Raw genomic sequence first — 9,159 nt, 5'->3', positions numbered from 1 at the left:
TTGGGGGTGAGGCTTTTTATTTCTTATCCTCGTACGTAAACGGCACGAAATAGGTGATGAGGAATGCGGGAATGGTGGCCACGAGGGTGAAAATGAAGAAATGTTTGTAGCCCAACCAATCGCTGAAGAACCCACTAGCCATGCCAGGCAGCATCACACCGAGGTTCATAATGCCCGATGCGAAGGCGTAATGTGCCATTTGATGTTTGCCGGGTGCTATCTGCTGCATCATGAAGAGGGTCAATCCCACGAATCCAAAGCCATAGCCGAAGTATTCAAGCGTTATCGCTCCGCCAATGAGTAAGCCGTTTTCGGGTTGATACCACGACAGCAGTGTGTAGGCCACGAAGGGCAAGTTGAACACGCAACACAGCGAGAACAGTGTGCGTTTAAGTCCGAAGTGCGAGATGTAATAGCCTGCCAATATAGAGCCTAGCACGAAGGCGGCCGCGCCAAACGTGCCGTAAAACAAGCCGATTTCTTCTTCGCTAAGCCCCAGTCCGCCCACTTCGCGCCCTGCTTTGAGGAAGAGCGGCACCACCTTCATCACAAATCCCTCGGCAAAACGATAGAGAATAATGAAGAAGATGTAGTAAACGATGTGGCGTTTGGTGAAGAAGTTGCTCAGCACGCGCACCAGTTCTTCAAAGGTTTCGGTCGCCGTCATACGTTTCTCTGTACGTGTTCCACCTTGGGGCAGCATGCGCGTATGGTACAATCCCAAAAGAAACATCAGCACGCCCAAAGCAATCATCACCACCATCCATGCCTGTACGGCTGCCGAATGCATCACGGCCTCCGGCGCACCTTTAACGCCGCCGTAGGTTTCAGCAGCCAACCGGCCAGCCAAACCAGTCCGCCAGAGGCCACAATCTTGGCTATATTGTAGAAAGCGCCTTGCCAACCGATAAAGCGCGCTTGGTCTTCCTTGCTCAATTCGGCCATGTAAACGCCGTCTGTTGCGATGTCGTGGGTGGCTCCGCTAAACGCGATAATGGCCATCAAGGCTATACACACGGTGAAATAGTGGGGCAATTGTAGTGCCAACCCCACGAGGGCAAAGCCCGCACCCGTAACCAACTGGGTGGTTACGACGAAGAATTTCTTGGTGCGATATAGCTCCAAGAACGGACTCCACAAGAATTTGAAGGTCCACGGCAGCATGATGAGCGAGGTCCAAAAGGTTATTGTGCTGTCGCTCACGCCCAAACCTTTGAACATTAACACCGCCACCATGTTGAGAACCACGAAGGGAAGTCCCATGGCGAAGTAGACGGAAGGCACCCATGCGATGGGGTTTGTTCTTGTAGCGTTTGGTTTTGAATTTGTTTGTTGCATGTTCTTATTTAATTAAGGAGCCTCACTCCATTGCCCTAAACTGGCCACAACACCAGCCCCAAATCAGCCTCACCCCCAACCCCTCTCCAAGGGGAGAGGGGAGTGGTTTGCCTTATTGGATTGAGTTGTTGCTTTTATATTTGCTTTGTTAAGACATTCGTTGTCGGCCTTATGGTTTTGTTAAAACATTCGTTGTAGCCTTTGTTTGCCTTGCTGTCGCATTGCATATTACGCCCCTCTCCCCTTGGAGAGGGGTTGGGGGTGAGGCCGATTGGGGGTGAGGCCGATTAGTGGTTGTTGTTTAGGCCGTAACTACCTCACAATTAAATCATTCCTTGCCATATTCTCACCTTGTGCCAGCCTTGTGGCCACCAGTTTAAGGTAACGTGTGGGTATTGCAGGCAACTTCACGGTCTGGGGTACGGGGTTATTCTCGATGTTCGAGAACTCTCCGCCCAGCCAACGTTTCCATGTTACGAGGTCGTCCGATGCGTATATCTCATAGTTAAGCACCAATCCGTCTTTCGTATCCTCCCTGGGAACATAGGTAAGACTATGGCATACGCGCTTTTCTTGCACGTCAATGAGCAGCTCTCGCGGACTATCATAGCCCACAGAAATAAGGAGGCGTTCGGGTTCTTCCTGCTTTTCGTTAGCCTTTGCAAGCACCGCGGCAGGCAATTGCACAGCATCTTCGGGCAATGCGGGTGCACAATACACGCCAATGTTGCTTATCAGCGGACAAGCCTTTGCGCTATTGATGGTGAAACGCAAGCGCGTTGCCTTCACCGTGGGGAAACAAACAATGCGCTTATAGCCAATGGTGGTTAGGCCCGTTGTGCCTTCGGGAGCGCGTTCGTCGCGCAGTTGCACCCATTTGCCGTTCACCAAGGCTTCGAGCGAGAAACCCTTCACACGTTGACCAAGTGCGATATACTCTTGCGCCATAAAGCGATTGATGTTGGTTGGGCGTTTAAAGCTAAGCGTTAACGATGCTCGTGTAACGCCATCGTTGGTGGCCCAATAGGTTTCGGTGCTGGCGTCGATGGCCTTTTGTGCGCCATATTTAGCACTGCCTCCGCGCACTTGCGATGCCGTTACGCTGGCTTGGCGCGCCACGTTGTTGGCCAATTCAGCCTTGATAACGCGCGCCATAGCCACGGCATGAGCCGAATCGATGGGATGGATGCGCCCTTCGCGCGTGATGGGGAAGTTCAGCAGCAACGACGCATTACGGCCAACCGACTCGTAATAGGTGTCTACCAACTTGCGAAGGCTCTTTACCTTCGAGTCTTCATTCTCATGATAGAACCATCCCGGACGTATAGACGTGTCGCACTCGCCTGGCGACCAGTGCTTACCATTCTCCTGTCCGTGCATCAAAGTGTCTTGCGGCATATTAAACGCATAGTCTATCGTACACCAGTTTGTCAATCCTGCGTAACCCTTCTCCGTACCAATCCAGCGCAATTCGGCACGGTCGCCCCAGATGGCCAGTTTGGGTTGCCACTTGTGTATCATCTCAAACGTTTTGGGCCAATCATAATATGTGGCGCCGTCTATCTTGCGTGCCTCGTTTGCTCCGCCGTAATATCCCGTGCCGCCATTAGCTCCGTCGAACCACACTTCAAACATCTCGCCATACTGGGTGAGTAGTTCTTCAAGCTGATTGCGGAAATAAGTAACGTATTCGGGGCGTGCATACTCGGCGTGGTTGCGGTCCCACGGCGACAGATACACGGCAAACTTCAGCCCATACTCCTTACAGGCGTCGGCCAGTTCGCGCACCACGTCGCCCTTTCCGTTTTTCCACGGCGCGTTTTTCACCGAGAACTCGGTGTATTTAGAAGGCCATAGGCAAAAGCCGCAATGGTGTTTGGCCGTAAGTATGATACCTTTCATGCCTGCCTCTTTGCATGTTCGCGCCCATTGACGTGCATCTAGGTTGGTGGGATTGAACAACATAGGGTCCTCATCGCCAAAGCCCCACTCTTGATCGGTATAGGTATTGAGCGAATAGTGCAAGAAAGCATAAGTCTCTAATTGATGCCAACGCAGCTGGTTGGCGTTAGGCAGTGGGCCACACGGAGCGGGCGCAGTTACCTTACGTTGTGCGTTAGCTCCCACGGTCATCGCCAGAACCACAGCTAAGGCGGTAAATTTGTTTATTCTCATCGCATTAATAAGAAGTTTAGGAAAATACAGGGTTAAAGGTACAACGTTTTTTCGTAATACGCCATATATTTTTGCATTGTTTAATAAAAATGTGGCAATTCTGTGCCTTTTAGTACTTCTAGATGTTAACGGCGACCCACATCAAGCCGCATAAACGCCATAAACAGAAAGCCAATAAAACGCTGTCGGCTCTACCAAACAACCTATCGGCGCAGCATGCCCCCCTCTCCCCCATCGCATAGGTTAACCATCTCACTTTATGAACGCCACGCCTTACCCCCTCCTCCTCGTTAATGTCCCCAATTTTAAAGCCTTTTAAGCCACGATAGGGCAAGAAACACAAAGCAGAAGTAAGCTTTACTTTTAATCTTTCTACAAACAGAGAGGCGTTTATGTCTTTGTGCTGTAAAACCAAGACCAACGCCCCGCTCATGCACGAAGTGCCGAACAAGGATATGATGAAATCAGAAATTATGCCCCATTCGTCTGTGGTAAAACATGGCTATGCCTCAAAAAGTGAATGGGCGGAAACTATTCAATACAGTCTCCACAAGCAGAAAACTGCTTGTCGATGGCCTATTACTTCTGCGTTTCCACGATGCTGTTGCCCTTGTATGTGAGCAGCATGCCCTGCAACCGCTCGCGCTGGCTGTTGTAAACGTACGTCCTTTCGGTGTCGTTGCCCACTTGCGCGTGCATGCAGCATAATTATTTTTGTCATATTTTCAGTAGAAAATTTAACATTATGGGTGCCTTTTTTCTCACCAATCGTTCACTTGGCCGCAAAAAATCGATTCTCGCTGAGGTTTGTTTTGATGCCCAAAGGGGTTAGTATGTGAATGCAGCGAAATGAATATTTATTTAAAGAAGTCGCCATTTGCACCAACTTTTGGGCTATTTATAGCAAAATATAGTGCAATATGGTGCAAAACGCAGTGCAATATGCCGCTAAACGCAGTGCGTTTTGGTGCTAAATGCAGTGCGTTTTGGTGCTAAATGCAGTGCGTTTTGGTGCTAAACGCAAGGTAAAATGGTGCAAAACGCAGTGCGAAATGCGGCGAAACGCAAGGCGAAAAGCATAAATATACGCTGCAATTGTATAAACAAAACCTTTAAGAACCATGAAATACTGGGCCAAAAATAGCAAAATGGTCGTTAAAAAGTGGGGTTTTGGGGTCTAAAAGTAGGTTTTGGGGCTGCAAAAATCATGGGTTGGCAACCAATCTAGAAAGGCGAAATGGTGCAAAATGCAGGTAGTTTTCTTAAAATTGAACATGTTGCAAGGCATGAAAGACTAGAAATAGGGGCGATTTACCTACATTATGGCCTATATTTTCGCTAGAACAGCGCGAAAATTAGAGCGGTATTGTAAAATAAAAGATAACGATTTAAGTTTTTGAGCTGATGAGTTTGTGTGTTTTTGGGTTGATGAGTTGATGAACTTTCGAGTTTGTGAGTTCTTGAGTTTGTGAGTTTGGGGATTGATGTCTTCGAGAGTTGTTGGCTTTTCGTTAGTTTAAAAGCCAATGCGTTGACTTGTACTTTACCCCCTCAACTTAAAGAAACATTAAAAGTCAAGACGACTTTGCACAAAGAAACGGACCTGCCACAAACTCATAATCCCAAAACACCTTATATATATACGCGCGTGTACGCGTGAGAGAAATCTTACATTGCAACAAGGCCACACCCCACGTTGCCACGTACAAAAACATAAACTATCATTCAGAAGTACTTTCTTCTCTCGCTTTCCCTGCAAGCGGACGGTATGTTTCAGAACAATTTGTTTAAAGTAGCGCGCGAAACAGCCTCTTTAATGCTCGCCACGCCCAACTTATCAAAGGCATGATGTCTATAAAACTTTATCGTATCCACCGAGCGGCACATCCTGCCCGCAATCTCTACCATGGTAAGACCTGCCGCCGGACAGCCTAAGCACTTCAAGCTCCTCTTCTTTAAGCGACACGCCACTGCACTCATTCCATTGATGTCCCTCGAACGAATAGGTCCAATACGTGCCGCTACCCCTCCTATGAAACTCAACGTGGCCCGCCGTTCTGTGCGAAGACAGCGACACAATGCCCATTCCTATCCATATCTTACCTTCATCGGTCAACAACACGGGTGTAAGCTGATGGTTGATTAGCTTGCGCTTCGCCCCATTACTCAAATGAAAATGTGATGATATATAGCATTGGCACTTGGCAGCAGCATCAAAAGCGCCAAACAGTTTAAAGCTACTGCGGTTTAGTTCAACAAGCATCTTTTGGTCTTTCTCTGGCACATGTTTCAGATAAAACCTATATTCCAAACCCCTCACTTCCTCTGCCGTGTGTCCGCAAAGAAACAAAGGATTGTCCGACACGTAAAGAAACTCCTGCCTGTAATAGTCTATCAAGTAAACGCCTTGATAGGTAACGCGGGCAAAAGCCTCCGCAGCGCGAGTCAATGTAGACAGCACATCTGGATTGTAGTCGGGCGCATCGCACGCCATATTCGACGAGATAAAGATGTCTTTCATATCTGGCATAGGCTAAACATGTTTATTCGTAATGTTTTATTTATCGGCAAACACGCATTACTTTTTAGTAATAACGCCCTAAACACTACCCAAAAGTGTAAAAACAATAACGGAAAGTAATAAAACACCAAAACAATAGCCCAACATATCAAAAGAATTACTATATTTGCCATAGGCTATTAAACGCCAAGAATGCAAGGAGAAAGGTCGTCTTACCATTCAAAGCCTACGGATGTTCATCACGAATAAATCCTCTTGGAATGATTATAACGCGTTTCTTGTTTCATTAGCCTTGGCAATCAATAAAGTTGCCAATTAACCTAACGGTTTGTACGAAAATTGTTATCTACATTTCTAAAAACGCCTAACATGAAAAGTATAATTACAACCCTACTCGCACTCGTTACCTTGCAAACAATGGCACAAGGCTTAACGGGAATGCTTGTAGACGAAAAGCAACACCCTATTCCTTTTGCCAATGTTGCGGTATTGTCTGCCAACGACTCTACACTGATTGGCGGCACAACGAGCAACGCAGAGGGCGTGTTCTCAATAGCCGAAATTCATCAAGGGTGCATCTTGCGGGTTTCATCCGTTGGTTATCAAAGCCAATTTATAGTCTATAATGGAACTTCGCCCATTACCATAACATTGAACGAAGACGCTCAATTGCTAAGTGAAGTCGTTGTAAAATCAAAACTGCCCAAGACCGTATTCAAGGGCGAGGGAATGATAACTATCGTTGCAGGCAGCGTGTTAGAGAAAACGCTGTCTATGGAGAGTCTGCTCGACTTGATTCCAAACCTATCTGCGAAAGATGGAAGTGTCGTGGTGTTGGGAAGAGGTTCTCCCGATATTTACATTAACGGAAGAAAGATGCGCGACAGAATGGAATTGGAACGCCTGAAACCAGACGAGATTAAGAACGTAGAAGTTATTACCAATCCAGGAGTGCGCTATAATGCCAGCGTGAAGAGCGTGATACGCATCACGACAAAGAAACCTGTCGGCCAGGGAATCAGCATCGACACGAAAACCAATTCGAAGGTGAATGGACAAAAGCGGATGAGTTGCACTGAAAGCTTACGATTGAACTACCGCAAAGGCAAATGGGACACAAACTTGCACCTATACGGAGCCTATACACACAAGCAAGACGACAAGCTAATCCGCCAAATGACCTATCTAGACGACATCTGGGAACAAACAACAGCCATTTCTCAAGAATACACCAACGTTAACCCCTATGTGCGATTGGCAACAAGTTACGCACTTGATGCAGACAACTCTATTGGCACCAGCGTAAGTTACGACCGATATGCAAAGAACTTGGCTGTTGGCAACGCTGTAGGAATGGCCATGCGCAATAATGTTCAAACAGAGCAATCGCTATCTTCTTTCGAAAGCCCTGGCAATTCAAAAGCTGTGCTGTCTAATGTTTACTATGTGGGAAAGATTGGGAAAGTAAATGTCGACTTCAATGCAGACTATTACTGGTCGGGAAAGAAAGAGCAGATGCACAACATGGAAAGGTTTACCGAAGTGGGTTCTCCCGAATCCATCCAAAACATTCATTCCGACCGTGCAACATACAATCGTTTACTTGCCTCGAAGTTGGTATTATCCGTTCCTTTGGCATCTGGCAGTCTTTCGTTTGGCGGAGAGTTTTCTACATCCAGACGTAAAAGCCGTTATAGCCTATTGCCAAGAGCTTTGGTAAACGACGACGACAGTCGGATAAAAGAGAACATGACGTCTGCATTGGTGGAATACAGCAATACCTTTGGCAAGCTACATGTACAAGCGGGGATGCGATACGAGCACATCCGCTTTAACTATTATTACCAAGAAAGGCTTATAGCAAAGCAAAGCAAGTCGTACGGCAATTTCTTTCCCTCATTGGCACTGTCGATGTCTATTGGGAACACACAAATGCAACTGACGTTTGCCACCGACATTTACCGCCCTTCGTACTATGAACTCCGCGATGGGGTGCAATACAACAACCGTTACACTTACGATTCTGGCAACCCGTTCCTCGTTCCATCCATCAGTAGGAACATCGGTTATGCCTTCTCTTGGCAGTGGATGCAGTTCTCTGCCATGTACACTCATTTGTCGGATGAAATATGCACCTTGGTTCAGACATACAAAAACGAGCCGCAAACCACGTTGGCCAGACCAGAGAACATGCCATCTTACAACACCATGCAAGCATCTGTAACTGTAAACCCGAAGTTCGGCTTTTGGAATCCAACGCTCGAAGTGACGGTCTTCAAACAATGGTTCCACATGGACACTTACAAACAAGCCTATCTTAACCACCCCGTTGCCTTTTTCCGACTAAACAACACATTCGATACAAAGTGGATTACGGCCTCAGTGTTGTTGTCTGCACAAACGGAAGGAAACATGGGCAATAAGTTTGTACGTAGAGGTTCCTTCAGCACCGACCTGTCTGTCTACAAATCTTTGATGAACAATCGGCTCACGCTACAACTATATGCAAGCGACTTGTTTGGGACAGCAGACGCATGCCGCATATTCTACTCTGGACCAAGACGCTCTACGTATCATAAAAGTTACTCTTCAAGTTCGTTAAACCTCACTATACGCTATCAATTTAACGTAACGAACAGTAAATACAAAGGATCAAGCGCCGGACAATCACAAAGAAGTAGGATGTAAGGCTTACCACATAAGTACATCTTTATGAGATACCCTTACATCATGCACTGCTTGCTCAAAGACAAACTTACTTTGGTTGTTGCTTTCAACTACATCTTCCATACGGCCAGTGACAACAACTAGTCAATGGAATATAACAACTTGAAGACAACCAGGCATACTAGCCACAACACGCGCCAGCTGATGCTAAAACTAAGTTACAGCTTGGGCAAAATAGAATTAACCCCAATCGGCCGTTGAAGAAAATGCTTTCATTTTGCCAAAAGAACACTGAACACGCGCAAATAGTTAACTCGCTGGTCGCATTTCAAATATCAGAGGAAGATTACCCTAACACTTTGCTTTTGAAAATTCGTAATGAAAAACAACTTAAAACGGCTGATAAACGGTTCAATGAACCGATTTGCGTTTAAGTCTTCATAAATTTATGAGTAACT

At 46.7% G+C, this 9,159-nt stretch carries 2 protein-coding genes and 2 pseudogenes; 1 reads left to right on the top strand and 3 read right to left on the bottom strand.

Annotated features, from left to right (window positions below):
* Window positions 1-16: 16 nt before the first annotated feature.
* From BN93_RS01785 to BN93_RS01770, 3 genes and pseudogenes are all read right to left on the bottom strand, one after another.
* Window positions 17-1,263, bottom strand: a pseudogene (locus tag BN93_RS01785) (MFS transporter).
* A 387-nt stretch (window positions 1,264-1,650) separates the two neighbouring features.
* Complete coding sequence (locus tag BN93_RS01780; RefSeq protein WP_044259405.1) at window positions 1,651-3,513, bottom strand: alpha-L-fucosidase; 1,863 nt, start codon at window positions 3,511-3,513, stop codon at window positions 1,651-1,653.
* Window positions 3,514-5,286: 1,773 nt separating this feature from the next.
* A pseudogene (locus BN93_RS01770) lies at window positions 5,287-6,043 on the bottom strand (LuxR C-terminal-related transcriptional regulator).
* A 360-nt stretch (window positions 6,044-6,403) separates the two neighbouring features.
* Here BN93_RS01770 and BN93_RS01765 point away from each other — a divergent pair.
* Window positions 6,404-8,722 (top strand): TonB-dependent receptor domain-containing protein, encoded by a 2,319-nt coding sequence (locus BN93_RS01765; protein WP_044259402.1) that lies wholly within the window; start codon window positions 6,404-6,406, stop codon window positions 8,720-8,722.
* Window positions 8,723-9,159: the final 437 nt, after the last annotated feature.

Origin of the sequence: Prevotella conceptionensis 9403948 (assembly GCF_000312305.1) — a bacterium.
GTDB classification, from domain to species: domain Bacteria; phylum Bacteroidota; class Bacteroidia; order Bacteroidales; family Bacteroidaceae; genus Prevotella; species Prevotella conceptionensis.
The sequence above is the reverse complement of the archived record's forward strand: the minus strand, read 5'-3'. Positions and strand labels throughout refer to the sequence as shown.

Excerpts from the sequence above, each read along its gene's own strand:
- BN93_RS01780 (WP_044259405.1), bottom strand. The coding sequence starts at position 3,513 with ATGAGAATAAACAAATTTACCGCCTTAGCTGTGGTTCTGGCGATGACC.
- BN93_RS01765 (WP_044259402.1), top strand. The coding sequence starts at position 6,404 with ATGAAAAGTATAATTACAACCCTACTCGCACTCGTTACCTTGCAAACA.